This window comes from Nocardia sp. CA-128927 (assembly GCF_050955855.1).
Classification (GTDB): Bacteria; Actinomycetota; Actinomycetes; order Mycobacteriales; family Mycobacteriaceae; genus Nocardia.
This window is the reverse complement of sequence record NZ_CP192087.1, coordinates 3,075,763-3,100,642: the sequence shown is the minus strand read 5'-3', so window position 1 is coordinate 3,100,642 and position 24,880 is coordinate 3,075,763. Positions and strand designations below refer to the sequence as shown.

17 protein-coding genes and 3 pseudogenes are annotated in these 24,880 nt (G+C 64.0%); 9 read left to right on the top strand and 11 right to left on the bottom strand.

Annotated elements, in window-relative coordinates; all coding sequences use genetic code 11:
- Window positions 1-295 precede the first annotated feature (295 nt).
- From ACQPW1_RS14585 to ACQPW1_RS14560, 6 genes and pseudogenes are all read left to right on the top strand, one after another.
- A complete protein-coding gene (locus ACQPW1_RS14585) occupies window positions 296-1,384 on the top strand; it encodes a hypothetical protein (RefSeq protein ID WP_433663254.1) in 1,089 nt (362 codons plus the stop codon).
- Window positions 1,385-1,604: 220 nt separating this feature from the next.
- Window positions 1,605-2,633 carry a helix-turn-helix domain-containing protein gene (locus tag ACQPW1_RS14580; protein WP_433665232.1) on the top strand — a complete coding sequence of 343 codons (1,029 nt, stop codon included), beginning with the start codon at window positions 1,605-1,607 and terminating at the stop codon, window positions 2,631-2,633.
- Window positions 2,634-2,801: 168 nt separating this feature from the next.
- Entirely contained in the window at window positions 2,802-3,764 is a 963-nt protein-coding gene (locus ACQPW1_RS14575; protein WP_433663253.1) for a helix-turn-helix domain-containing protein, read from the top strand.
- A 447-nt stretch (window positions 3,765-4,211) separates the two neighbouring features.
- On the top strand, window positions 4,212-5,426 hold the full coding sequence (locus ACQPW1_RS14570) for a hypothetical protein (protein ID WP_433663252.1): 1,215 nt from the start codon (window positions 4,212-4,214) through the stop codon (window positions 5,424-5,426).
- A gap of 81 nt (window positions 5,427-5,507) precedes the next feature.
- Window positions 5,508-6,410 (top strand): annotated as a pseudogene (locus ACQPW1_RS14565) (carboxyl transferase domain-containing protein); the annotation flags it as partial.
- Window positions 6,411-7,103: 693 nt separating this feature from the next.
- Window positions 7,104-7,972: pseudogene (locus ACQPW1_RS14560) on the top strand (3-hydroxyacyl-CoA dehydrogenase).
- Between the two features lie 152 nt (window positions 7,973-8,124).
- Here the strand turns inward: ACQPW1_RS14560 and ACQPW1_RS14555 are convergent.
- Together ACQPW1_RS14555 and ACQPW1_RS14550 are read right to left on the bottom strand one after the other, a co-directional pair.
- Window positions 8,125-8,733 (bottom strand): phosphoribosylanthranilate isomerase, encoded by a 609-nt coding sequence (locus ACQPW1_RS14555; protein WP_433663251.1) that lies wholly within the window; start codon window positions 8,731-8,733, stop codon window positions 8,125-8,127.
- A 474-nt stretch (window positions 8,734-9,207) separates the two neighbouring features.
- Window positions 9,208-9,867, bottom strand: a complete 660-nt coding sequence (locus ACQPW1_RS14550) for a TetR/AcrR family transcriptional regulator (protein WP_433663250.1) — start codon at window positions 9,865-9,867, stop codon at window positions 9,208-9,210.
- Between the two features lie 547 nt (window positions 9,868-10,414).
- Here ACQPW1_RS14550 and ACQPW1_RS14545 point away from each other — a divergent pair.
- Window positions 10,415-11,428, top strand: coding sequence for a LysR family transcriptional regulator (locus tag ACQPW1_RS14545; protein WP_433663249.1), 1,014 nt, complete (start codon window positions 10,415-10,417; stop codon window positions 11,426-11,428).
- Window positions 11,429-11,516: 88 nt separating this feature from the next.
- Here ACQPW1_RS14545 and ACQPW1_RS14540 read toward each other — a convergent pair whose 3' ends face one another.
- Complete coding sequence (locus tag ACQPW1_RS14540) at window positions 11,517-11,831, bottom strand: hypothetical protein (RefSeq protein WP_433663248.1); 315 nt, start codon at window positions 11,829-11,831, stop codon at window positions 11,517-11,519.
- Between the two features lie 1,197 nt (window positions 11,832-13,028).
- On the opposite strand from ACQPW1_RS14540, the gene ACQPW1_RS14535 reads away from it, so the two are divergent.
- Both ACQPW1_RS14535 and ACQPW1_RS14530 read left to right on the top strand, forming a co-directional pair.
- Window positions 13,029-13,919 (top strand): TetR/AcrR family transcriptional regulator, encoded by an 891-nt coding sequence (locus tag ACQPW1_RS14535; RefSeq protein WP_433663247.1) that lies wholly within the window; start codon window positions 13,029-13,031, stop codon window positions 13,917-13,919.
- A gap of 87 nt (window positions 13,920-14,006) precedes the next feature.
- Window positions 14,007-15,581: a carboxylesterase/lipase family protein gene (locus tag ACQPW1_RS14530; RefSeq protein ID WP_433663246.1), complete on the top strand. Its 1,575-nt coding sequence runs from the start codon at window positions 14,007-14,009 to the stop codon at window positions 15,579-15,581.
- Between the two features lie 385 nt (window positions 15,582-15,966).
- Here the strand turns inward: ACQPW1_RS14530 and ACQPW1_RS14525 are convergent, their stop codons facing one another.
- From ACQPW1_RS14525 to ACQPW1_RS14490, 8 genes and pseudogenes are all read right to left on the bottom strand, one after another.
- Window positions 15,967-17,559: a TerD family protein gene (locus ACQPW1_RS14525; RefSeq protein ID WP_433663245.1), complete on the bottom strand. Its 1,593-nt coding sequence runs from the start codon at window positions 17,557-17,559 to the stop codon at window positions 15,967-15,969.
- 500 nt (window positions 17,560-18,059) lie between these two features.
- Window positions 18,060-18,917, bottom strand: a complete 858-nt coding sequence (locus tag ACQPW1_RS14520) for a class I SAM-dependent methyltransferase (protein WP_433663244.1) — start codon at window positions 18,915-18,917, stop codon at window positions 18,060-18,062.
- 2 nt (window positions 18,918-18,919) lie between these two features.
- Window positions 18,920-19,615, bottom strand: coding sequence for a MerR family transcriptional regulator (locus tag ACQPW1_RS14515; protein ID WP_433663243.1), 696 nt, complete (start codon window positions 19,613-19,615; stop codon window positions 18,920-18,922).
- Window positions 19,616-19,789: 174 nt separating this feature from the next.
- The gene (locus ACQPW1_RS14510; RefSeq protein WP_433663242.1) at window positions 19,790-21,406 is read right to left on the bottom strand and encodes an alpha/beta hydrolase; all 1,617 of its coding nucleotides are present in this window, start codon (window positions 21,404-21,406) and stop codon (window positions 19,790-19,792) included.
- Window positions 21,407-21,438: 32 nt separating this feature from the next.
- Window positions 21,439-21,942 carry a GNAT family N-acetyltransferase gene (locus tag ACQPW1_RS14505; RefSeq protein WP_433663241.1) on the bottom strand — a complete coding sequence of 168 codons (504 nt, stop codon included), beginning with the start codon at window positions 21,940-21,942 and terminating at the stop codon, window positions 21,439-21,441.
- A 46-nt stretch (window positions 21,943-21,988) separates the two neighbouring features.
- Window positions 21,989-22,807 (bottom strand): hypothetical protein, encoded by an 819-nt coding sequence (locus ACQPW1_RS14500; protein ID WP_433663240.1) that lies wholly within the window; start codon window positions 22,805-22,807, stop codon window positions 21,989-21,991.
- 59 nt (window positions 22,808-22,866) lie between these two features.
- A pseudogene (locus ACQPW1_RS14495) lies at window positions 22,867-23,576 on the bottom strand (response regulator).
- Window positions 23,577-23,598: 22 nt separating this feature from the next.
- On the bottom strand, window positions 23,599-24,672 hold the full coding sequence (locus ACQPW1_RS14490; protein ID WP_433663239.1) for a sensor histidine kinase: 1,074 nt from the start codon (window positions 24,670-24,672) through the stop codon (window positions 23,599-23,601).
- Window positions 24,673-24,880 lie beyond the last annotated feature (208 nt).

Sequence of the window (24,880 nt, the reverse complement as noted above, 5' to 3'; positions counted from 1 at the left end):
AGGCGGGTACGAGCAATGACGCTCTGCGCAAACGGATGGACTACGGCACGATGGGCCGTGGTGCACCGGCGGATGCAGCAATGCCGCCGGGTGCACGCACCAGACCGGCTGCGGCGCAGTACATCCCCTCCGTCCGATGCCGCTCCGTATCGTTCCCGCGAATTCAGGATGTCGCGAATCATCTTGCGATACAGTGTAATTCGCATACCCCCATGATCCCCCACTCGCATCGTGACCTGCCTGGGTCCTGCAGTGGAGGAGAGCATGCGGTCCCACATCGGACAAGGGAGCGTTCATGACCGATCAGATGCCCGACGCCACGCAGCCGTCACCGTTGCCGATCACAGAATCGTTCGCCGAGGCCTCGCCTGCCAACCCCCACTGGCAACTGTTCGGCGGTGGGGAATTCGACGGGAAGTGCCTGCAACTCCGCACAGCGGGGACGAGTTCGAACGAGGTGCCAGGTACGGCATTCCTCGACCAGCGGTTCTCCCCCTCGCAGGGATTGATCATCGACTTCGACTACGCGACCACCACCGAGCCTGACGTGGGCGAGGGGTTCGGCCTCTACCTGATAAACGGAGATCACACGACCGAGCCCGGCTCCGCCGAGGGCCTTGGCTACGCCAGTTCTTACGCCACACCAATAGTCCCCGGCGTCACGGCGGGATGGATCGGCATCGGCTTCGGCAACAGCAGCCGGTTCACGGGGAACCCCTCGATATCCCTGCGCGGAGCCGGTGACCTGACGTCGGGATTCGCCACGCTCTCGAGAAGTTCAGTCTCCGATGGGTTCAACGCCACGTGGGAAGAGGGTGCACATATCCAGGTGCTCCTTATCGACGGCCGCCTGAGCGTGCGCCGTTCCAGCACAGCGAAGCCGGAAGGCGAAGGGCTGCTCGACATCGACTTCTCCGAACTGCCCGATGAGTTCGCGATGCCGGAAACACTCAAGCTGGGCCTCGCGGCGGTGGGCGGGCCCTGCCAGATTCGGAACCTCGAGGTGGCCGCGGTCGAACAACCCCGGATCACTGTCGAACAGCAGGTCATCGGGCGCTGGGAGCAAACCTACCCAGACAACGCGAAGGGGCACGTCGTCAGCTACACCCTCACCCTGGCCGCGCGCGAGGAGCGAGTGGTGTGGTGGCAGATCTCCTTCGATGTCCCGCCTGGCACGCGCGTCAACCCCCAGCAAACCCAGTGGTACCAGGTGATCCGGGACGGCCTCGAGGGAACCGTGGTGATCGCCTCCCCCGACGACAAACACACCATCGACCCCAACGAGCCGCTACCCGTGGGCCTGCAACTGCTCTACCCGTCGCAAGCAGCGGCGGGCGACGGCACCCTGCGCAACCTCCACGCCACCGAGGTCGCCCACCCCTGACCCGCAGACCACACGGCAATCAGCCGGTAGACACGCGGCAAAGGGCGAACTCGTCCCGAAAATGCCTAGCAGCGGCCGACTTCGACGATATGAGGGAATCGGCCCGTTTTGGCGCATACGGCGCACGTGAGTCCGACAATCGATTGCCAGTGCACTGTCATCGACACGACGTGCAAGCCCTGAAGTCGACTCAGCGACGTATGGAGGCGCTGTGGCAGTCATGCTGGACACCGACTCGACCGATCCGCGCGACCGATTCGACATGCTGGCGGCCGCTGTGCAGGAGGCCTCTGCGCCGTCACACCTCGTCCGAACTTCTCCATACGGAGCAGTTTTCGGACATATCGATATCTGGCGCCTCGGACATGTTCATATAAAGCGAGGATCGTTCTCCGATGTCCGCTTGGTCCGAACGCCGGAACAGATCAAAAGTTCGCCCACGCCGTTGCTCTGTGTACAGCTACAGATGGGCGGCATGACGCGTCTGACACATGCCGATACTCGAGTTGAGTTCCGCCCAGGTCGGCTGTATCTTCTGGATCTGGATCTGGAGTACGAGCTCGACTGGATCGGCGGGCGGGTGACGTCGGTGCACATTCCACACGATAAGCTCAATGTGTCGGTCGAAACAATTCGCGCCGCCCTACTGCGCCCCCAATGTAGCCCGCTGTATCCATTGATCGCCAATCAAATTGCGTTGATGAGTGATTCCAGCGACGCGCTCGAGGGCGATCCCGCGGCGCCGGCTCTTGGCGATGCTTTCGCAGAAATGGTGCGCGCTTACTTGCTGTCAGCTGCCAGGCAGAGCAATCCGGACGGCACGGCCCTGCCTCGAGATATTCTGCTGACCCAGATTCGTGACTACGCACATCGCAGGCTATGTGATCCGAACCTGAGCCCGGCTCAGATCGCCCGCGCCCACCATATTTCGGTCCGCCATCTGTACAAAGTGTGTGCCGACGCCGGGTTCAGCCCCGAAAAGTGGATCGTTGCGCAGCGACTGGAACGTGCGCACAGTGACCTGGCTCGATTCGACATGCGCCACCGCTCGATCGGGGCAATCGCCTACAGCCTCGGCTTCCGAAGTCCCACGCATTTCGCCCGGCGGCTCTATGCCGCCTACGGCCTGACCCCGAGCCGGTTGCGCCGGGAGGCTCTCGAACAGCAGGCCGCTGACCTGCGTCTGCTGCACGTCGACGACACAATCGACGTGCAGCAGACCACACTGCCAGAACACCGTGCCAGGTGATTATCCGGTGGGCGGCTCGCCGCCGTGCTCTGCTCTGCAACGACGGTGATCTACCCGATTCGAACCCTACGGCTCACGAAGGCCCGACAATTGATTGTGAGTGCACATCCATCGACCGTGCGTGCACACTTGAACTCGGCTGAGCACAAAGTAGAGGGCGGTACAGCGGTGGCTCTGGATACCAACCAGTTCGATCGCTGCGACCGGGGCGAGGTGGCGGCAACCCTTCGGAAATTTGCTGCGTTTACATGCGTTGCGGACAATACTTCTGACGACCTGGCCTATGCGCATTATGAGGGCTGGAGATTCGGACAGGTCCGTATACAACGGTGGTTGCTTTCTGGATTCAGCATGGTCCGAACAATCAAACATATTCGAAATTCACCGACTCAGATCATCGCGATAAACGTGCAAATACACAACACCTCGCGCCTGACGCAAGGGGAGACTCAACACGAGACGAGGGCGGGTCAGCTGTTCATCATGGACCTCGATTTGCCGTACCAGTTGGACTGGCACGGCGGTCTAGCGGAATGCCTGCTGCTGCCGACCGACGAACTGGGACTGTCGGCCGAAACGATTCGCACCGCTATGTCGCGGCCCCAGAGCAGCCCGATATGCAACTTGCTCGCCAACCACATTTCGCTGATATGCGCCTCCTCTGACGCACTGGAGGGTGACCCGGCAACCCGGGAACTGGGCGATTCCATCCTGGAAATGGCACGTGCTTTCCTGATGTCCGCAGCTGCGTGCGGAAACGAGGATGGCACGGCCCTTCCGCAGGATGTCTTGCTGACCCAGATTCGCGATTACGTGCAACGCCGGCTGGCTGATCCGGACTTGAATCCGGCCCGAATCGCTCGCGCCCACAACGTCTCGGTGCGTCACCTGTACAAGGTGTGCGCCCGCGCGGGTTTCAGCCTCGAACAGTGGATCATCGGGCAGCGCCTGGAGCGCGTGCGCAGCGACCTCGCGCGAGTAGACACCCGGCACCGCTCGATCGCGGCGATCGCCTACAATCGCGGCCTCCGAGATCCCGCACATCTCACTCGGCGCTTCCGTGCGGCCTACGGCGTCACGCCGAGTCAGTGGCGTCGCGAGGCGCTCGAACAGGCCAGTGCCACTGGGTAATTAGATGACGCCGCGTGTGTACGCCGTCGTACGCGCGGCGCAAAATTAAGGCTCAGCAACTGGGCATGGGAATGGGCCCTCGGCCACCGCGCCGACCGCCCGTCCCAGCTTTGCTTGGTCGATCGTCACACCAGCCTCGGCGATCGGGCCGTTGTCGATATCGTCCATCCTCGGCGGTCGTGCAACCTGCACATTCCTTGCGTCCTGACCACCGATATCGACGATGCCACCGTACGATGGCGTACCGATCCGATTGGACTGGACGCCGGCTGGCAGCAACCATACAGCTCCTCGCATCCCCAGTGAGAGTTTCTCCAGCGCAACAATTGTCGAGTAAATTGGGTAGTGAGGGAGACGTCGTCGGATCTGCTACCGACAGCCGTTGTCCTCGGGAGAACACCCGATCACCGTGCCACTGACGAAGGGTTCAGACCACAGTGAATCGTCGTGTATCGACCGTTGGCGAGCGTATCGAGCTGCGCCGCCGACGGCTGGGGCCTTTCTCGTAAGGTTGTCGCGCAGTTGATCGGCCGCAGCGAGGAGTGGCTGCGTCAGGTCGAACAGGGGCAGGCCCGCTTCGACAGCATTCAGATCAGCTACCGGCTCGTCGAAGTGCTCCGCTTCGTCGACCCGATGGAGTTGATCGACGGGTCGTCCTCCACCCGTTCTGCCGCGCGCGATATCGACCTGCAGCTCACTCCGCTGAGGCGAGCCATCATGGACCATCCGTCCACCCGCGCCTTCGCCCCGGCGGCTGAGCACGCGTTGCCGTCGTTGGCTACGCTGCGCAACTCGCTCGAGGAGTGCTGGGCCACCTGGCTCAACTCGAGCGGTCGGTATACCGAACTCGCCGAACAACTTCCCGGCGTGCTGATCGCCGCGCGATCGATTCGTTCGGCCGCACAGGCAGTGCCGAACGGATCGGTCGAGGAGGCCGGCGAGCTGCTGGTCGGCGCCTACCACCTCGCACGGATCCTGCTCACTCGGGTGGGGAACTACGACCTCGCATGGCTGGTCGCCGACCGACCGATCGGCATCCTCGCCCAAACAGCCCGAACGCCCCTTGCCGCCGCAAGCTCCTGGCACGTCGCCAGCGCGTTGTTATCGCTAGGCTATGACGCCGAATGCCGAGACTACGCACTCGCTGCGGCTCAGCACCTGGCTACCGAATCTGAGCCCGGCCAAAGGCTTTCCGGGGCACTGCAATTGGTCGCCGCCGAAGGCGCGGCCGGTGCCGGTGATCTGGCGAGATCACAGGACCTCATGGCGAACGCCGAGCAGATCGCGGAAAAACTCGACACCGCGGCTGCCGACCACAGAGTCTGGTTCGGGCGCATCGAAGTAGCGATCACCGCGATGAACATCGCGGTGCGGCTGGGCCAGATCGATCACGCGATAAAGCTCGCCGCGAACGTAGATATACCGGAGGGCACCGCTGTCAACGTTCGAGTCGGCTATTACCTGACCACCGCCTACGCCTACGCCCTGCGAAGGGAAGACTTCGCCGCCGTCTTCGCGCTGCAACAAGCGGAACGGGCCTGCGCCGAAGACATCCGCTACGACTGGATGGCACACCACACCCTGAAGAAACTCGCCCGCAGCGACCACCACTTGATCAGGCGAGACCTGGCCCAACTACTCACCGTCGCCGGACTCGCATGACCAACCCATCGCCCGGCGAATACCACGGTGGGTTTGTGGGTCGTACCTGACCGCGATTGGGCTCCAACTTTACTTGGCTCGATGAGGCCGAGGTCGCCTTATTGTCGTGTTAGCGCAGGGAGATGGAGCCATCGGAGTCATGGCTCACCGCATACGACAGGCGGGTACGCGATGACCGATCCAACGAGCCCGCGGGCCGATGCGGATCCGCGGAGCGGGTATGACCCCGACGATTGGTGCGGCCGGATCGCCCGCCTGCGTGGCCTGCACGAACTCGCCGAGCGTGGGCCGAGCGACGACGCCACCCAATGGCAGCATGCGCGAGGGAAACTCACCGCACGTGAGCGGCTGGATCTGTTGTTCGACGACGGTTCGTTCACCGAGCTCGAACCGCTGCGGCGCCACCATACCTCCGGGTTCGGGCTGGAGAACAACCGCTTGTACACCGACGGCGTGGTCACCGGCTGGGGAACCGTATGGGGCCGAACGGTATTCGTCTACGCCCACGATTTCCGTATTTACGGCGGCTCGCTCGGCGAAGCGCACGCGCAGAAGATTCACAAGGTGATGGACCTCGCCCTCGCCACCGGCGCACCACTGGTGAGCCTGAACGATGGAGCCGGAGCCCGTATCCAAGAAGGCATCTCGGCGCTGGCCGGCTACGGCGGCATATTCACCCGAAACGTCGCCGCATCCGGCGTCATACCCCAGATCAGCGTCATACTCGGCCCTTGCGCGGGCGGGGCCAGTTACTCCCCCGCCCTCACCGACTTCATCTTCATGGTCCGCGGCAGCGCCCAAATGTTCCTCACCGGCCGCGACGTCGTCCATACCGTCACCGGAGCCCGCGTGACCCACGACGAACTCGGCGGCGCAGACGTCCACGCGACACGGTCAGGTCTCGCCGCACGAATCTACGACACCGAACAGGAATGCCTCGACGACGTCCGCCACCTGCTGTCGCTGCTGCCAGCCAACAACCGCGAACAACCACCCCGACTAGACACCACTGACCCACCCGACCATCGCACCGACGCCCTGATCCACCCGACCATCGATGCGGCCACCGGCTTCCAACCCAGCGAGTTCGGGCCGAAAGTCCAGCGCCGCAACTATCTTCACCTGCCGCGGCTGCATCTGCTGCTCATCAAATGGGGCGTCATGATCGCTGCCGCGCCCTTGGCTGCCGGGCTCGTCCAACTCGTCGCCGGGCCTGTGCTCGGTGTTCCGATCGCCGCGCCGTGGCAGCTGTACCTGTTTGCCACCACCACCGTCGCCGCGATCGGCATCGGCGCGCTGGCCGTTTTCGCGGTCTTCGGATCCCTCGGGCCGTTGGTCAACATGTTCTTCTTCGTCGCACTCGCGATGACCACCTCTGCCGGGACCATCCCCTTGCAAGCCACCCCGGCCTTCTTCCGGCCATCGCCACGATCGAACCCATGCGGCCCATCGTCACCGGCCTGCGCTCGATCCTCTACTACCACTCCGCGCCCTTGTCCGGTCTCGGCTCGGCCTGGGTGCACATCGGCGTCATCGCAGCGATTGCAGTGGCCGTCGGCGCCGGTGTCACAAGCCTTTTCGACCGGCACCCACCGTTCAGCCGCCACCCCGTGCCGCACGAACACCCCACATCGACAGCCCGCGCAAACTACGCCCGCTGAATTCAGAGGAGAACAAATGACCATCCAGATCCGGAAGGTGACCGTTCTCGGCACCGGCGTCCTCGGTGCACAAATCGCCTATCAGACCGCATTCAGCGGATTCGACGTCACCGCCTAAGACATCACCGACGACGCCCTGGCCGCAGCCCGCGACCGCTTCACCGGACTCGCGACCATCTACCGCGACGAAGTACCGGGAGCACACGACGGAAAGGCCGAAAAAGCCGCGGCAGCAATCACGTTGACGACGCACCTGGGCGCAGCCGTGCGCGATGCCGACCTTGTCATCGAGGCCGTGCCCGAGGTTCCCTCGATCAAGCAGCACACCTACGAACTACTGAGCGCGATCGCGCCGGAACGGACCATCTTCGCCACCAACTCTTCCACCCTGCTACCCACCGCGATCGCCGGATTCACCGGTCGACCGGACAAGTTCCTGGCACTGCACTTCGCCAACGAGATCTGGAAGCGCAACATCGCCGAGGTCATGGGCACCACCCACACCGACCCCGAGGTGTTCCGGGCAGTCGTCGATTTCGCCGCCACGATCGGGATGGTGCCCGTCGAGATCCACAAGGAAAAAGCGGGCTACGTACTCAACTCCCTGCTCGTGCCTTCCTGATGTCGGCGATCGAACTCGTCGGCGACGAATACGCGACACCGGAGACAGTCGACCAGACCTGGAAAATCGTCACCGACATGCCGGTAGGCCCGTGCCAAATGCTCGACATCGTCGGCCTGAACACCCCCTACAACATCCTCACCAACGGCACCGACCACCAGAAGCAACTCGCCAACTGGCTCAAAGACAACTACCTCGACCAAGGCAAACTCGGTGTCGCCACCGGCGAAGGCTTTTACCGCTACGACACAAGCCCTCGGTGACCGACCGCGCCAACGCTGTTGTTACCAGGCCTCGGCGCCACGGACGGGATTCACAGCGCGCTCGATACGGCCGACCCCGCACGCTGTTTCACCACGAGGACTCCCGCACCCACGTCCCCACCCCATGATCAGGCCCTCGAACCCTCGAGTGGTCATGTCAGCCGCGCGCCGCTTCGATGAACGCTCGGATCAGGTTCGGCGCCTTCATGCCTCGCTCGCGCTCTACCCCCCCCGCTGGATACGTCCACACCCCAGGCGCCGGTCGCCTCGATGGCCTGCCGCACGTTGACCGGGGACAGCCCGCCCGCCAGTAGCCATCGTCCTTCCGGTGCGGTGAACTCCGCTGAGCCCCAGTTCCATGGCTTACCGGAGCCGGGATCAGGGGCATCGAGTAGTAACAGGTCCTCGCCGTACTCGCCGCAGCGCGGAGCGCGCGCCGCGGTGGCTCGCACCAGAGTTCGGCCCGCCGCGCGCAGAGCCTCGAAGTACTCGGGTCCCTCCTCGCCATGGAGCTGCACGCCGCGCACGCCACTCTCCACGGCGAACCGGCGTACATCATCGATCGGCTGTCCCCGGAACACGCCCACAGTGAGCACATCCTGCGGCACCCGTTCGGCCAAGCGGCGCGCGGTGGCCGCGTCGATAGTGCGTGGGCTTCCCGGGGCGAAGACGAAACCTACGGCGTTGGCACCGCAGGTCACAGCGGTCTCGATATCCAACGCGGTCTTCAAGCCGCAGATCCTGATGAACACACCGGTCACCCGACTAGTCAACCAACACGGAAAGAGACATCCGCAAGTGGACCGAGAACCCGAGACCCTCCCAGTCCGATCCAGCAAAAGCAATTCGCATTGCGACGAAATCCGGTGCAGTTCAATCTTCGTCGCTGATCAGTTGCTGGAACGTCAAAATCTATCCGCATGTTCGGCGTGTCGCCATGTGTGAACATTCGGGTTCTACCAACGAGTGCGGGGTCGCCCGGCTGGTCGCATCGGGGCGCCGCGTTTGTTGAGCGCGCGGTTGCTGCTGCTGGCGGGGAAGCCGGTCAACTTGCTACCACCGATACATCCTGCAGCTCGATCTTGGCACCCCCGTCAGGTACGCCCGACCCGAAGCCACGCCCCCGAACGTCCGGCTGGGTCACCTAGCCGCCGCCGGAATATCCCATCAACTCGATCTGATCGCCACCTGGTGATACCCATCTCGGGGACCATCCGGGAGGCACGCGGTCCGGTTCACAGATGTTCGGTGGCGCCGAATAGGTCGAGTGTGGCGGAGTTGAGCAACGGCAGCAGGGTCGGTAGGTGTGCGGGGCCGCGGGTTTGCAGGCAGTGGCGGACGCGGTCGTCGATGCCGCCGATGATGAAGTCGAAGGTCTCGTCGGGTCGGGTCGGGAGTGTGGGTTGCTGTTGGCGGGCCAGGCGGTGGGCTCGGCGCATTCGGTCGGCAAGGATCGCTTGAACCTGAGCTCGTTGTTCGGCGAGTTCGCGGCCGGCGACGAGTGTTTCGACGTGCAGCGCTTGCGCGATTGCGGGGTTATCGGCGAGCGCGGTCAGGTACAGCTCGAGCGAGTCGTGAACGAGGGTGCGCCAGTGACGGGTGTCCAATGATGCGGCGCGCGTGCGGAGTTCGGTGTCGAGTGCGGCGACGAAGTAGTCGCAGGCTGCGCGGAAACAGTCTTGCTTGTTGGTGAAGAACTCGTAGAAGGTCCGCCGGGAGACTCCCGCGGCGGCAACGATCGCGGCGACCGACGTGCCGTGATAGCCGTGGGTGGCGATCTGCTCGAAAGCCGCGCGGTGAATTCGTTCCCGTTGCGAGGTGACGACGGTGTCGCGGGCAAGTTTGTGCCGGCCCGGAGGTAGCCGGGTGGCCGAACCAGCGTTGCGCGCAATCATCGAGGGCAGCGTATCCGAGATCGGCTGGTCGCTGTGGTTGCTGGCGCCTCTATTGCGTACCGAGGTGATGAGGGAAACAGTCCACCATTGTTTAGGTACGACAGTGTTTCCGTTGCGTTCGATCCGCGGCGCGGTTCGGCGTGATCAGGACAAATCCCAGGCCACGAGCCTGCGGAGCGAAGGCCGGAGCTGAGGCTTCGGCAGGACGGAGACGCATCATGCGGGCAGGAGCCAGCGGTCGCGCGCACGGGTCGGTGATTGCCCGAGGATCGCCACCATCGAAACCGGCCACAGGATGCGCGTAGCCCTCCTACTGCCGACAGCGCCGCCTGCCTCGATGACATCAGCAAGCGCGCGGGTGGCGCCTCCTCTGTCAAATCCGGCGGTGCTACCAGCTCGTCGATCCAACCGCTCCTGATCCCTGAGAACTGACGCCGGACCAGGCACCCGCGATTGGTGTGTACGACGTGCACCGGATTGTCGCTCTCCCGAGTGACTGGACCGAATGTGCTGTGAATGAGCCGACGGCTCTAGACAAAGGTTGCCGATGTCCGACTGCCACTTACTGACCTCCAATGCAATCACGCTGCGACAGTTCGATTACTTTGTGAACACAGTCCAACTCGGCTCACTCTCGGCCGCCGCCAGGCGATTCGGAATAACACCGTCGGCGATGTCGCAACAGATCGATGCGCTGGAGTCCACTCTCGGCCAGAAGGTGTTCGATCCACGATCACGCCGTTCGAGGCTCACCAAGTTCGGCCGGGAATTCTTCGCCCAGGCCTCGATTGTCGTCGAGTCCGCCCAGCAAGCAATCGCCATGGGACAAACCTTCGGCGAGGGCATGATGACCATCGGCACCACCCCGACGATCGCCCAGAAACTGCTGACACCCCTCATCTACCGACTGCGCCACAAACAACAGATGGACAACGTCGAGGTCCGGGCGTTCGACGATCTCAATGAGCTCAACGCGGCGTTGCAAGAGGGCGCACTCGATCTCGCCGTCGGACCGCTCGAACAGTCCGACTCGCGGATCGTGCACTCCTTGGGCGAAGAAGAACTCGTCGTCGTCTGCCATCCCAGCCAACGCAGCAGCTTCGACGGCTCGTGGAAACAACTGGTCGAGGCGCCGTGGATCCGCTGCGGCTCGAATTCCGATCTCACCGATATCATTTCGCGCGAAGCAGGCCGGGCGGGTGTGCACGCGCGGTTCGCTGTCCGCGCACCCGACGTCACCACCGCACTGAACCTCGTCGAGCATGGCGTCGGTGTCGCACTGGTACCGAAAATGGCGCTACACGGATCGGCCAGGCTGCTGTCCATAGTCCGACTGTCCCGTCCGATTCGCCGGGAATTGACAGTGCACGCCCGCGACAATTCGGTCCATGTCGAGAAGTTCCTCGAGGTCATCACCGACTCGGACCTCGTCCGAAAGTTCACGGCCTCAGGTCTCCTGGAGATCCGGCGGCCCGCACCCCCAGTGGCTGAGCGTGCGTTCGGTCGGCCTCGGATGGATACGGACACCAGCCGCGGAGGCCCTGTCTCCCGCTTGACGTAAGACATCTCGAGCCGCGCCCCAGCGGTCCGGCCGGGTCCCGTGGCGGGGCGGAGGAGCGGCGATTGTGGATCGAGAACGAGCAGCTTCGCTACGAGTACAACACGGCGGCGACGGAGGTTCGGTCGGGATCGAAGGTCGTCGTCAGGGTCTTCCCACCGCGCAATTCGGTGACGCTGATCGTGCTGTCACCTATGAACGATATCTGTGCGGGGCAGGGTCCTTCGTACTCGACCCACACCAGTGCCTGCCTGCTGAACAGCCCGCCGCGCTCTCGAAGCCATACGCGGCAGCCGGAGTCGAAGTCGTGGTAAGGCACCACGACCGCTTCGTGGCGGCCGTCGGGGCTCAGCACGATGTCCTTGACATTGCCGTCATCGGGGGTCCAGGCAGCTATGAACGACATCAACATCCATAGCGGTATCGTCACCAGCGTCACGACGGCAACAAAGGTTCTCCACACCCACTTGCGGTACCGAGACAGCCTAGGGTCGCACGCAAAGCAGAGCACACGGCGATCGTCCAGGATATCGGGGCCGCCGCGAAGGGGATGTCGTCGAGTCGGTAAAAGCGGACTGCCAAACCGCCGGGCCCGGCAATGAACCATGCCGCGATCGCTGCGGCAAATAGCACAGGGATGGCAAGCAACCCGGCGACCCGTACCCAGCTCGGCGTCTGATCCGCCCTGCTCACACACATTCCGATACGGGTGACTTCTCTTCAAATACCTTCTCGGCCAACGATTTATCCACTCGCGCGATCTGTGTCCGAGCTCCCCGCGTTCGGAGGCGGGTCGCCAGCCTATCAGTGTCTGTCTGCCGTTTACGAGCCCCGAAAGATCCTGGCAAACCCTCCTGCGCATCGCCGACCATCATTGCCCGCACATCGTTCGACCTGTTTCACGTCTTCGAGTTCGACTCCGAACCGGTTGTGATCGGATCGTCTTTTCACCGGATGTGTTCAGCGACGCTCCATTTCGCTATACCTGCGAGGGATGAGTCACCAATGGTTCAGATCTCGATCCGCCGTTTCCACCATGGGAGGTCGTGCGGGGCGAACGGATCGTTGACTGTCCGGGCGATGACGCGATCGTCGAGCGGTCCGAGTTCTCTTCGTAGTTCTCGTTGGGCCCGGGACCGGAGAGAACAAGCGGCCCGTTCGAGCAGCGTCCTGATGTGGTAATCGCCGCTGTGTAGGTTCGAGTCGTCATGTCCGTAGTCGGGCGCCAGGACTCGACGTGAACGCCGACCCGTGTCGGCCCATCGCCGGAAGGCATGCGCGACGGACCCGTGCAGGCCGTGAGAGCGTTCGAAATCGGCGATCTGGCGATTCGCGGCGGGCGAGAGCCGACGTATGACAGGCGATCGTCGGTAGATAGCTGCTGGTCGGGCATGCGTGCTGCGTAGCGGTAGCTGTGATCTGATCTCACCCGGTGATCGGCGAGGCATGGGAACTTCCAGGGGATAGCGCAAGATTCTCGCCGACCCTAGCGGCATGTGGCTGATGGTCTCAAGGGCACCCGCCCGCCAGTCGTCGGCTAGCCGTTCGTGGATCATGCCCTTGACACGAGCCGAATTCGTGACGAAATCGAGGAGATTGTTCGTTGCCCACCTGCGTGATCTGTGGACGCGAGCTGCGTCCGGCAACCAGGGGCCGACCACCGCGGTACTGCTCGCGCGCCTGCCGGGCGCGGGCCTACCGAGCCCGGGTCGCGGACGGCTCCGCAGGTGACAACATCGCGCCCAGCGGCCCGACCAGCGATAGCTCGGCAGATGATCCCGCGGCGGCGAAGACCGACCTCGGCGAGCACTCGAGAAATGGGCCGGGCAGTTCCGGACTCTCGTTGACCCTCTCGCACATTGTGCGGGCCGCCACTGAAATAGCCGATCAGGGCGGCAGCGAGGCGGTCACGATGCGCAGCACCGCCCTGCGGCTCGGCGTCGGCACGATGTCGCTGTATCGCTACGTTGCCGGTCGTGAGGAGCTGAACGACCTGATCGTGGACGCGGCATACGGCGAAATTGCCTTGCCCGAGCCCGGCCCTGATGGATGGCGGGCCAAGCTGGAACTGTCCGCGCGGCAGGAATGGCAGCTCTACCGCGACCATCCGTGGGTCGCCCAGCTCGTTGCCGCGACCACCCGGCCGCCCCTTGCCCCGAACCTCATGGCCTACACCGATTGGCGGATCCGCGCGCTCGACGGCCTCGAGCTGGAGTTCGTCACGAAAGTCCAGGTGGCCATTATGGTCGGCACCTATCTGCAGAGCGCTGCGGTACCACTCGCGTACGAGCGGCGGTCCGCACGAGCAACCCGGCGCACTCGTCAACAGTGGTTCGACGCAAAACAGAACAGCATCGATCGCATCCTGCCCACCGCCCGGCTGCCCATGGTGTCGCAGTTCGGTGCCGCAGAATACCGGGCCGCCGAACCCGCGAACATTTTCGAGTTCGGACTCCACCGCATGCTCGACGGCATTGCGGCACTTATTGCCTGACCCCTTTTCGTCACGAACTCGATTCGTGACGAAAAGCTATGTTGCCCAGCACATTACAGATAGTGACGCTGCATGTACGGTGATATTATGACTCGTACAAAGTACGCACACTGGTTAGCGGCTTGCCTAGTCATCGCGGGCTGCGGCACCGCGACAAGCGACCGGGGTTCCGCGGTCATCCAGACCACAACCGGTGCGCTGCACGGAGTGGTCGCGAGCGATCACCGCACGTTCCAAGGGATCCCATACGCGGCACCACCGGTCGGCGAGCTGCGGTGGGCACCGCCCCGTCCCGCGACGCCATGGTCGGGCACGCGGGACGCGACCGCGCCGGGTAAAGCGTGCGCGCAGAACGCCGGGTTTATCGGCGAGCAGCCCAGCGACAGCGAGGATTGCCTGTACCTCAACGTAACCACACCCGGTCCGGCGCCGAAACAGCCTCTGCCGGTGATGGTTTGGATTCACGGCAGCGGATTTACGCAGGGCTCGGGCAGCATCTACGACGCCCGCCGCCTGGCCACCGAGGGGGAGGTTGTAGTGGTGACGGTGAACTACCGGCTCGGCATATTCGGGTTCCTGGCACACCCCGCGCTCGACGCGGAACAGCCATCGGGAAACTTCGGGCTCGAGGACCAGCAAGCGGCGCTGCGCTGGGTAAAGGACAACGCGGCCGCCTTCGGTGGCGACCCGAACCGAGTGACTGTGTTCGGCGAATCGGCCGGCGGTGTGAGCGCATGCTCGCATCTGGCGGCACCGGCTTCGGCCGGCCTGTTCCAGCGCGCGGTCATTCAAAGCGGCCCATGCACCGCGACGTGGACCGACACCGCGGGCAACTGGCTGCCGCGCTCACGCGAAGAGGCCCGGCGGCAAAGTCTCACGGTCGCCGACCTACTCGGCTGCTCCGATCCGGCAACCGCGGCAACCTGTTTGCGCGGCAGATCGACGACCGAGCTACTCCCCCAATCGCGTTACGGATGGGGCCCGGTGTTCGGCGGCGGCGGAGCGCTACCGCAGCCGCCGGAGCAGGCGATCGCCACCGGCCGGTTCAACCATGTCCCGGTGCTGAACGGGATGACCCGAGATGAGCACCGGATGTTCGTGGCGGGCGCCGAACTGCAGGGCAGACCGCTCTTTCAGGACACGGACTATCCGCGGGAGATCGAAGCCATCTACGGTGCCGGGCGCGCACCGCAGATCCTCGACAGGTACCCGCTTCGTGACTACGGCTCGGTGAGTCTCGCATTGGCCGCGGTGGTCACCGACGGCATCTGGGCGTCCTCGGTCGGGCAAATCAGTCGCCTTCTGGCCGAACAGGTTCCGACCTATTCGTTCGAGTTCGCCGACGACCAGGCACCCTGGGTGCAGACCGTCCCCGCACCCAGCTTCCCCACCGGCGCGTTCCACGCCGCGGAGCTGCAATATCTCTTCGGCGCCGACTACTTCACCGGTCAGCTTTCGGACCCGCAGAAACAACTGTCCGACACCATGATCCGGTACTGGGCACAGTTCGCGCGCACCGGCGATCCGAACGGCCCGGCAACACCGCAGTGGCCACGGGCGGGTAGCGCCACCTCGGACACCCAATCGCTCGCGCCGGACACGATCGGGCAGACTGCATTCGACAAGGAGCATCGTCTCGACTTCTGGCGCTCCCTCGGCTGACGGCAACCGGCATTCCCTCATCTGTCTCGCGACCCACGCGCCACCCATGCCTGCGTGACGGATTGGCCAGGCGGTGTGGTGATTTGGCCAGTCCGGCGGCGTATCGCCACGCCGAAACAGCTGGTCTTTATCAGCGAGCGCTGGCGCGGGGTCGGCCTGCTCGTCGCATCGGTATGCCACGCCGATTGAGGGCTCGGTTGATGCTGCTGGCGGGGAGGCCGGTCAGCCTGCTGCAGGCGACCAGAGTGGGTCCTTCAAGATAGGGCTGTTCAGCACGGTTGAATAACGTCCAGTGAAGTCTCCGACCCACCCACCGAACCCAGCGTGGCCACCACCGATCACCGGCTTCTCCGCGAGATCACACCACTGGCCAGTAGAGCTGCGGTCAGATACGCGCACCCTTTTCGAGATTGCATCTGCGACAAAGGATCTGCAGGTTCGCAACACTTGTCGCACCGCCGCGACTCAACGGGATGACGTGATCGAACTCGAGGTAGTGAGTGTCGCCGCATTGGCAGCAGCGTCCCCCATCTCGTTGCCATACTTCGGCTTTCACGTCTGGCGGGATCGATCGGGTGTCTCGTTGACCGGGGGCAAGTACCAGTCGCTTCGCGATCCTCAGGGCGCCTTCGAGGACAGCTGCGACATACTCCGGATCGGGAAGGCTGTAGGTGCCACCGCCGCGGGCAGTGGTCGCAGAAATGATGACGTTCCCGTACTCGCTGGCTATCGAGACTATTTTCGACCAGGGCAGCTCGGTGCCCGCGCCCGCGCCGACGAATCGGAGTTTCTTGCTGGTGCCGATCAGCCTGCCGCTGGTGTGCCGTGGCCCGCTGGCCAAGTATTTGATCTGCGCCGCGTTGACATCGATGTACAACGTTTCGTCGGCTTCGAAGTGCAAGTCGGGTCGGTGTATGCGAGGCAGTTCGCCGGTACGTACTTGGGTGAGCGATCGGCCACGGAGCATACGTTGACGAAGCGCATCGATATGATGTTGGGCGAAGCCGAGATCAACGGCCGATTGCAGATCGGTCACCGCCCGGGCAAAGCCATCGAGCTCATGCTCTTCGATCTCGTTGTCAGCGAACGCAAACGCGACCACTCGCTCCAGGTACGCGACTGCGATTGGGCGCAATGCCTCTCGACCACTGGCCTCATGAATCCGCTGGAAGCGCAAGGAGACCCACAACTCATCCCACGCGGCACCGCGCGGCCCTGAGGTGATCAGTACCTGCCAGACCTGGGATCGCCATGTCTCCAGGAATCCGTTGACGTCGGCCTCACACCAACGGCACGGTGGCGGACTGCCGAACCGGGCGACTCGTTTGGTCCGCCCACAGCGTTCGCACAGTGCCGGATCCGCTGGAAACGCCGGTCTTCTATCGTTGGTCCACGTGGTGCCGTTCCACCAGCGCACCTGACTCGCATCGGTCGAATCCGGATACCACCCCGGCGCAATCTGTGGCTGGAGTTCTTGCGGCGCTCCGTAATTGGATGCGGCAGTGGGTGATGGCGTGTCGGGCGCATCATCAACCTCAACACCGAACTCCTCGGCAAGTCCGCGCAGCCCGCTGACCCAGCCCTGACCGACAGCCCGGAACTTCCATACGTCGTCGCGCCGGTAGAACTCGCCAAGCACCATCGCGGTCACGGCATCTGACTGCGCGATGTCGAACAAGACCAGCGTGCTGTCCCCTGCGCGCACGTTCAGCGTGAGATCGGAGACATCACGGAACGATCCCTGGTCGACCGATCCGGACACAACGATTCGGGAAACGCCCGCTTCGACGGCAGCCAGCGAGACCGTCAAGACCGCGCGTCCGGTCGCGGACTCGTCGAGCGAGACCGCGCCCGATGGGTGCTGCGCAGCGTTGTAGAAAACGAAGTCGTCGTTGGTCCGGATCTTCCCGGACTCGGCCAGTAGCAGTGCCTGAGGATCTACCTCATGCCGAGAACCCCATTCAAGCGTCACGGTCACTGCGGGGGCGGTGATCGCAGTGTTCCCCCCTTTTGCGAGCCTCACGACGTCCACACCGTTCCCGCGCCAGATTCCGTTACGCCACGGGAACCTTCGCACCTTCGCCAATGATCCTCTGGAAGCACAACGTGCGGCATCGGTCAGCCGTATCTGCCGAAATACGGGCCAGAAACTTCCTGCCGCATTCGTACCCGATCGCCGACCGCGATGGCGCAACACTGGTCATCGACGCCTGCCGGAGCCATCAGCCGCTGCGTCACCGACTGCACCGCCGAACGCGGTGACGACGAAGGACCAACGATTGCCGGACCCTCGTTCGCCTGCGTTGTCCCTGCCAGCACCGATCGCGGTCTCCTCGGAACTACTCGGGGTCATCGCATCCGCAACCCGCATTCAGCGCATCGAAAATATTGGCCCGCAATATATTCCGATGCCGCGCCTGGGGCGGCGCCGGACGTTCTCGGCGGGTTGTGGACTGGCCGAGATGCCCGAGGAGGCTGTCACGCCGTGTTCTTGGTGGCGTGTGCCAGCATCTGCAGGCCTGCGGGTGTCAGGCTGTCGGATCGTTGCCAGAGTTCGGTGTCGATGGCGTCGCGTTGCCCGAGGTGCTTGGTCGGTCCGAAGCCGTGGTCGGCCAGGTGGACTGTCATCTCCTCGGGTGTTGGGCAGGTCAGCCATGGTTCGCCGCCATCGGCGGCTACTTGCCCCACGAACTTGGCGTAGGTGTTGCCTGCTTCGTCGCGGAGATGTTCGGGGAGAAGATAGTCGAGGACGAGTTCAGTGCCGGGGGCGAAGCCGCTGAGGGTGGCGAGGGTGCGGTCGATGGCGTCCCAGGTCAGGTACATGGTGACGCCGAGCCAGCTGATCAGTGCCGGCTCGGTGGGGTCGAAGCCCGCGGCGATGAGCCGGTCGGCGAGCGGGTCATCGTCGAAGTCGACGGGCACGAAGCTGACTGTGCCGGGGATCGGCATCGCCGTAGCGGCAAGGCGGTGTTGTTTCCATTGCTGGGTGGCTGGGTGGTCGACCTCGAAAACGCGCAGGCCCTTGGTGTGGTCACGGTAGGCGAAGGTGTCCAGCCCGGCGCCGAGGATGACGTACTGGGTCAGGCCATGCTCGGTCAGCAAGGCCAGCCGGTCCTCGACAACACGGCTGCGCACCGCGGTTTGGGCTCTGGCGCCCGACAGTATGGGGTGATCACCGTGCAGACGGTGGTAGCTGATCAGCTCATCGGCTCGGTCGCCGAGTAACCGCACAGCCAACGGGTCGCTGAAGATCAGTGGGGCCTGATCGACGATGAGGTGCGCGGCGCGGGCGGCGGCGGCCATCACGGCCGTTTCGCTGGAGTGTTCTTCATACACGTTCAGGACTCCCGCTCGGCGAGATGGCCCAGCCTGCGGGCGGATACCTGGATGTGTGCGATCCGGCGCGCGGCGCCGAGTGCCGCTTCACCGAGGACGGTCATGACGGCCGCCCCGTCGACCACCTCGGCTCGCTCCGATATGCGCAACGCGTGCTCGACGTCGATCTCGGCAACCTGTTCAGCGGCGTCCAGGTACGTATCGAGCGCTTCGGATGCCCAACTGCCATAACCCAATTCCGACATCCGGACCAGCACGCCGACCAGCGTGTCGATTGCCGAAGCACGGAAGTCGAGATTCCAGCCTCTGCGGCGGAACGCCGCGTCCACTGCGGCTCGCGCCCGAGCCTCTTCGCCTTCGTCGACCAAGGGCTGCGGCTTATCCAGGGAGCCGGTGACCACGCCGAGCAACTCGAACCTCGGCAGTTCCGGGCCCTCGACCGCATCGAGCACGTCGCCGATGGCCGCCACCGACAAGCCGCCGACTTCGATCAGCGCACGGATCATCCGCAGACGGCGGACGTGCTCGTCGCCGTAGCCCGCTTGGTTGGGGCTGGAGAGTTCGCCGGGCATGAGCAGCCCTTCGCGCAGGTAGTACTTGATCGTGGGAACGGACACCCCGCTGCGTTTGCTCAACTCCGCCATCCGTATCCGTTCATCTGCGGTTTCTTTACTTCGCCTGGTCTCCCCAGCAGTCATATGGATAGTGTAACTACCTATTTCCGAGGACTTGCATGACAACCCAGCACGCAGGCACATTCTCGTGCCGAGCCATCCACTGACACCGCCCCCTGATGATCTTCGCGGCGGTGAACCCTCGCCGCGTGGATTCGGCGACCTATGGCGTCGGTCATTCGAACTGCGTTCACCCGCTCAACGTTCAGCGCGGTTGGGCTCGGGCAGCGGCATGCCCTGACAAGTCAGGTCCTGCTCCGGGGTCACGCCGTCGACCAGGAACGATTCGACGATCTTGTCGACACAGTCGTTGCCGTTGGCGTAGATGCCGTGGTCACCTTCCTCGGTGACGGTGAGCAGACGGGAGTTGGCGAACGTCCGGTGCGTCCGTTCAGCGCCCGCACGTGGAGTGGACGGGTCGTTGACCGATTGGACCAGCAACACTGGCGGAATGCCTTGGCCGGTGGGCGTTTCGAGTCGTGTCTGCGGTCGCTGCCAAGAGGAACACGGCCAGAGGACATGGCTACCCCGCAGCGGGTAGGCACTGCTGAGACCTTGCAGCGCAGCCAGATTGTCGTCCCAGCCGTGCGCGGGTGTGTCATTGCATTTGATCGACCACTGAGTCGCCATCCAACTATCGAGATTCACACCGAACGGTGCCACCCCGCCGATCAGCCTGCCGAGGATTGCCCGCAGCGCCGGGGTCAGTTCGGCCAATTGCGCCAGCGCCGTGCCGATTTCAGGGTCCCCGGGGTCGACGGCCGGGCGATCAACCACCGCACGCAATGCCGACAGATACTCCGCGGCGTGGGGGAAGTAGTGCTTGTCGTACATCGCCTGGATCAGTGTGGAATCCAACGCCATTGCGTCGATCGGCTCGCCTTGCGGCAGTCGCACCGGTTGCTCGGTGAGCTTCGCGCGTACGTGCTCGTAGCTCTGCCGCACTGCCTCGCTGGTCGCACCCAGACGGTACTGCTGGTCATATCGTGCGACCCACGGCGTGAAGTCACCGCGGAACCGTCGCTCGAATCCCGCCGGAGCACCCAGCTGGTCGTCCTCCCAGCTGCCGGTGACGTCCATCACCGAATCGAAAACGAACCTGCCGACACGGTTCGGGAAATAGGTGGCGTAGTAGGCGCCGAGCCAGGTGCCGCCGGAGTAGCCGAGCCAGTTCACCTTCTGCCGACCCAGTAGGTGGCGTAGCAGATCGAAGTCCCGCACGGTCTGTTCCGTGGTGATGTACTGCCCGAACTCCCCCGACTTCGCCTGGCAGAACCGGGCGTGCAGATCGTTGGATCCGCGGAGCAGGTCAAGGTTTCCTCGGCTCTGATCCCTCGGGTCCAACGCGAGATCCGGGTACTCGCCACAGGAGACGTTGGTACTGCCACCGGTACCCCGAACATCGACGCCTATGACCTCCATGTTGTCCAGCAGCGTGGTACGAGCCGCGCGTAGAAACAGCAGCGGCATGGACCGGCCCGGGACGCCTGGCCCGCCGGGATTGGTCAGCAGCGTGCCTTTGGGCTCGCCCGTGGCCGGCCGAAGCCGACTCACCGCGATGGTCAGTTCGTCACGGGTGTCAGGCCGCAGCCAGTCCCGAGGAACGACGTAGGAACCGTACTCGAGCCGACCTGATCCGACTGGCACACCCTTCGGTAGATCTCGGGGATCGAAACACGGCTTCCAGTCGATCTTCTGATCGAGATAATGCGACGACATGACCGGCGCCGGTGGTTGCGCGGGCATTGGCGTCGAGCAAGCCGGGGCCATACCGATGGCGACAGCCACACCGGCGGCGATCATCTTCTCACTCATGGTGGTCCTCTCTCTCGTTGTTGCGGTGGCGATCAGGGTGTGGACCAGCGCAGGACGACCTCGACCTCCAGATCACCGCCGTTGCCGTAGTACTCGCCAGTGGAGATGAATCCCAGGCTCTTGTAGAAGGATTCGGGGCTGCCCGGCCCCTGTCCGTAACTTACGTAGAGCGCGTTGAGACCTCGAGCCTTCAGGTGATTCACCAGCGCGAGCACCGCCTTGCGGCCGATCCCGTGCCGCTGCTGTGGTCCCGCGATCATCAGACGCCAGAGATATGCACCCGGGCAGTCGATTTCGTCGCCATCGTCGATGCCGAGGTGCACCATGACGAACCCCTCCAAGGTGTCGTCCGCGTAAATCGCACGGAACCAGGCACTTTCGGAAAAGTGGGCCTGCGCAATGGATACGCCGTTGTCGGCCACAATGCCTCGCTGCTCGGGTGTCAGCGTTTCACTGAGTTCGCACACGGCGAGCACAGTCTTCTCGGTGATCCGGCGGAACTCGATCTCATGTTCTGCGACAGTCGGTTTGGGCATGACACCTTTCGTGTTTCGAGAGCAACTGACCCGACATGCCACACAATCACCGGCCGCCGAGCTCTAGCACGGTGCTGACCTGGTCGTCCGAGGGCACGTCGATCCGTACGGGAGAACCCCAGTCGCGGTAGCGAACCGTGCTGCCGAGCGGACCGATCTTCGGGATCGAGGTGACGGCCTCGATTTTGACCGGCAAGTCTTGTGCATCGACCCAGTAGTTCACTTCGACGGTCGAAATACCTTGATCTGCTAGGTATTTCATCTGCGAACGTTGCTCGCCGGTCATGGCGTTCCTGGCGGCGGCCGCGGTGTCGATATCGATGGTGTATCGAGTTGCCGACTTGCCGTCCATGTTGTCCGGTGCGACGTGCACGATCGTGGCGCCTGACGTCGGAATCATCTTGTCGGGCACGGCCAGATCTCGGATCTGCTCGGTACCGAACTCGTGCTGGAACAGGGCGGGATCCTCGCCCGCACGGATCGTCAACCAAGACTTCCGGTCGGAATGGCGTTGCCCCACAGGGATTTCGACGTATGTCACTGACGGTGTCAATACGAGAACGGTTCGGCCGGGCTTGCCGTTTTCCGTACTGTCGAACTCGCAACGGTAGGCGTAAACGCTCGGCGATTCCGCGTGATAAACGCAGCTACCGCTACCTTCTCGACCGAGATCGAGATCCATCGACACGCTCTGATGACTGTCGGCGACCCGGGTGGACGCGGCGACCAGCTCCGCGACGCTGTCATGCCGAGCAATGGTATCGGTGTCGGCCCCGGGTGCCGCTCGGCTCGCACCGGAACATCCGCAGAGCAGGAACGCCAAGCCCGCGAACACAATTCGGGCACTTACGTTCTGTTTCCTCACAGACAACGACGCTAGGCGGCGCTGCGGGCCTGGTCGTCACCCTGGAACGGGAAGTCCAGCTACCCCATCGGGAGTATCGCACCGTGACCGGACGGCCGCCGCGCGACGGCCGGCGTGACGAGCCCGGTCTCGTAGGCCACCACGACAGCTTGCGCGCGGCTGGTCAGCTGGAGCTTGCTCATGATGCGTTTGACGTGCGTCTTGACCGTCTCCGCACTCAGCACCAGCCGTTGCGCGATCTGGGTATTGCTCAGCCCGTTCGCGACCAGGCCGAGCACTTCGATCTCGCGGGGAGTCAGCTCGGCCAGCTGCGGCGAGCTGAACATTGTCGATCGGTGGTGCTCGGCGAACGTCTCAATCAACCGCTGTGTGATCGTCGGCGCAATCAGCACGTCCCCGGCCGCGATGGTGACGATCGCGCTGATGATCCGTTCCGGCGGTGCGTCTTTGAGCAGAAACCCCGATGCTCCGGCACCGAGCGCGGCGTAGACGTATTCGTCGAGATCGAAGGTGGTCAGCACGACAACTCGCGGCGGGTCGACATCGCTTGCGCCGGTGAGGATTTGCCGCGTTGCCGCGATGCCGTCCAGCACGGGCATACGGATGTCCATCAGGACGACATCGGGGTTGCTCTCAGCAGCCAGCGCGACAGCCTGGCGCCGTCGGCCGCCTCGCCGACGACGTCGATACCGGGAGCGGCTCGGAACAACGCGACCAGACCCGCGCGAATGAGCACCTGGTCGTCGGCGACCAGCACGCGAATGGTCATTGATCCCCGTTCATCGGAAGTCTCAGCAGCACAGCGAACCCGCCCTGCTCGCGCGGCCCGCGGTCAGCACGCCGCCATACAGTTCCGCACGTTCACGCATGCCCGTAATCCCGTGCGGCGTAAGCGATCCGGTCGAGCTAGCCACACCGACGCCATCGTCGGCGACCCGGAGCGTGAGGGTGCTGTGCCCGTAATCGACGTTCATCCGGGCGCGGGCGGGACCGGCATGTTTGAGAACATTGGTCAACGCTTCCTGCGCTACCCGGTACGCGCACAGGTCCGGTCCCGGCGGTAACTCCCGGGACGTGCCGGTGATGTCGAGCTCGACCGCCAGGCCAGCACTGCGGATTCGATCGACCAGATCGGGCAGCTGCGCCAGGCCGGGTTGCGGACTGTAATCGGTGTCCGAATCCACCCGCAGCACATCGAGCAGGCGGCGCATCTCGGCCAATGCCGCACGCCCCGAGTCGTTCACGGCGATCAGCGCTTCGCGCACGGCCGCCGGATCGGTGTCGAGCACATATCGCGCCACTCCCGACTGCAAGGAAATGACCGCCATGTGGTGGGCGACGATGTCGTGAAGTTCTCGGGCGATCCGGACCCGCTCCTCGGCGGCGGCCCGCTCGGCTCGCTTGGCCAGTCGCTTGTTGCGCCGCGCCCAACGCTGGACGCTGTCACCCAAGACCCAGGCAGTCACCGCCTGCAACAACCCGTTCACCACGGTCGGCCACCCACTGGGCGCCGCAGTGGGGAGACTGAGCCACATTGTCAGGATCATGACCGCCAGCCAGGCGATCGCCGCCACGCGGATGGTCCGGTGCCGGGCGACGGTGTAGAGGCTGACCAGGAGACCGATGCCGAAGATCGGGAAGTCGGCGTGGCCGAGCAGGGAGTAGGCGATCATCGCGCCGCCGATGATCAGCATCGTCACGATCGGAGCGACCCGGCCGAGGACGATCGGCACGGTCGACAACACCGCCAATGCCAAAGCCTGCGGATCGGCACGCTCGGCAAGCGGCATGCCGGCCACAGTCAGCGCGGTCAACACCACCGCAAGAAGCAGGTCGATCAGGATCGACCGGATATTCACCCGCACCGTGACACGCTAACGGTCCGATTCGGATCCGCTCGCCCCTCGATAGCGGTATATATACCTACCCCCGTGGGGGTAGGCACCGCCACGTCACGGGGTGCGGACTGACTGCCCGCCGTCACGAGCGTAAAGCGCCGGGCCACTCGGGTACTCGAACAGGCCTGGCGCGCGGACCGTCCACGACCGGTGTGCCGAACACAACACCCGAGCC

Bases quoted from the DNA above. Each gene is read 5' to 3' on its own strand.
- ACQPW1_RS14585 (WP_433663254.1), top strand. From the start codon at position 296: ATGACCGATCAGATGCCCGACGCCACGCAGCCGTCACCGTTGCCGATC.
- ACQPW1_RS14580 (WP_433665232.1), top strand. From the start codon at position 1,605: ATGCTGGACACCGACTCGACCGATCCGCGCGACCGATTCGACATGCTG.
- ACQPW1_RS14550 (WP_433663250.1), bottom strand. From the start codon at position 9,867: ATGATTGCGCGCAACGCTGGTTCGGCCACCCGGCTACCTCCGGGCCGG.
- ACQPW1_RS14545 (WP_433663249.1), top strand. From the start codon at position 10,415: ATGTCCGACTGCCACTTACTGACCTCCAATGCAATCACGCTGCGACAG.
- ACQPW1_RS14540 (WP_433663248.1), bottom strand. From the start codon at position 11,831: ATGTCGTTCATAGCTGCCTGGACCCCCGATGACGGCAATGTCAAGGAC.
- ACQPW1_RS14530 (WP_433663246.1), top strand. From the start codon at position 14,007: ATGACTCGTACAAAGTACGCACACTGGTTAGCGGCTTGCCTAGTCATC.
- ACQPW1_RS14515 (WP_433663243.1), bottom strand. From the start codon at position 19,615: ATGACTGCTGGGGAGACCAGGCGAAGTAAAGAAACCGCAGATGAACGG.
- ACQPW1_RS14510 (WP_433663242.1), bottom strand. From the start codon at position 21,406: ATGAGTGAGAAGATGATCGCCGCCGGTGTGGCTGTCGCCATCGGTATG.
- ACQPW1_RS14505 (WP_433663241.1), bottom strand. From the start codon at position 21,942: ATGCCCAAACCGACTGTCGCAGAACATGAGATCGAGTTCCGCCGGATC.